The organism is Nostoc sp. CALU 1950 (genome assembly GCF_051172895.1).
GTDB lineage: Bacteria > Cyanobacteriota > Cyanobacteriia > Cyanobacteriales > Nostocaceae > Nostoc > Nostoc edaphicum_A.
On record NZ_JBDNJQ010000396.1, the window covers coordinates 1 to 1,028 of the forward strand.

Sequence of the window (1,028 nt, forward strand, 5' to 3'; positions counted from 1 at the left end):
GTGAGGCGATTAGCATAAAATTTGACCCATCAAAACTTTTCAAACAGCCTCTTAGCGTTATCTGGCTGGTGGAGAACTGCAATTCTATCGCTTGAGTACACTCCAATACGACAAGAATGGTTGAACGAAGACGGTGAGGAAATTCTTCGTCCTTATCCAGATGGTGATAAGTTTGAGGCAATTGCTGCTTCTTTTTACCCGATTTTACAGCAGTATTTCCCAACTTGAAGATTATGTCTAAAAAGAAAAGTAAAATTAAAAACAATAGTTACTAAGATGAATCAGCTAACAATCTCTGCCAAAATCGAAACTTATTTTTTGATTAAAAAGCTAGTTAACTTAATAGAAGCGCAAATATTGGAATTAGATGAAAATCTAGAATTAACTAGTGAAGAGATTTTTGAGATTGTCTGCCAAGAATTTCACCTAAATACTGATTTTCTAAAACAAGCTTTGGGTTGTAAATGTCCATTTGCTTTAATTGGTTTTATTAATGAATTAGAATTCAATGATTTTTCTCATTATTCTGTTATTATCGAAGACTCAAATATGTATAGTCAAAATGTCAACCAACCAGCCATTTAGGGACTTCCAGAAAATAAACTATTCCATTCTCTGCTTCTGCTGGAAGGGATGGCATCTACCCAACCACAGCATAAGTCTTTCAGCGTTCATGTGACAAAAAAGGAATTATGACTAAATATTTCAACGAGAAAACAAAGCAGCCCTGCATAATTATCGAACACAGTATTGCAAACGCCCCTTATTGCTTGGTTGAGTATGCGGGCGGCATACGCACAACTGAGCATTTTGCAAATTTGAAGAGAATCAAGGTTGAAGTTATAAGATACGAAAAAGGGCGAATAGGAATTTTATATAATGAGAATTACTGAGATTTACGTTAGGAATAATTGTTTAGTATTTTGTGCCGATGATGGATGTAAATCAATTTATCATTTATCAAATATTATTATAGATACAGGCTTATCAATAGATTCGCTCTCTCCCGAAAACCTACCAGAATCAAG

The 1,028-nt window shown here is 34.4% G+C and carries 1 protein-coding gene; it reads left to right on the forward strand.

The annotated features are described in order from the left end of the window. Nucleotides 1-276: 276 nt before the first annotated feature. Complete coding sequence (locus tag ABF638_RS38140) at nt 277-585, forward strand: hypothetical protein (protein WP_435027911.1); 309 nt, start codon at nt 277-279, stop codon at nt 583-585. The last annotated feature ends 443 nt before the right edge of the window (nt 586-1,028 follow it).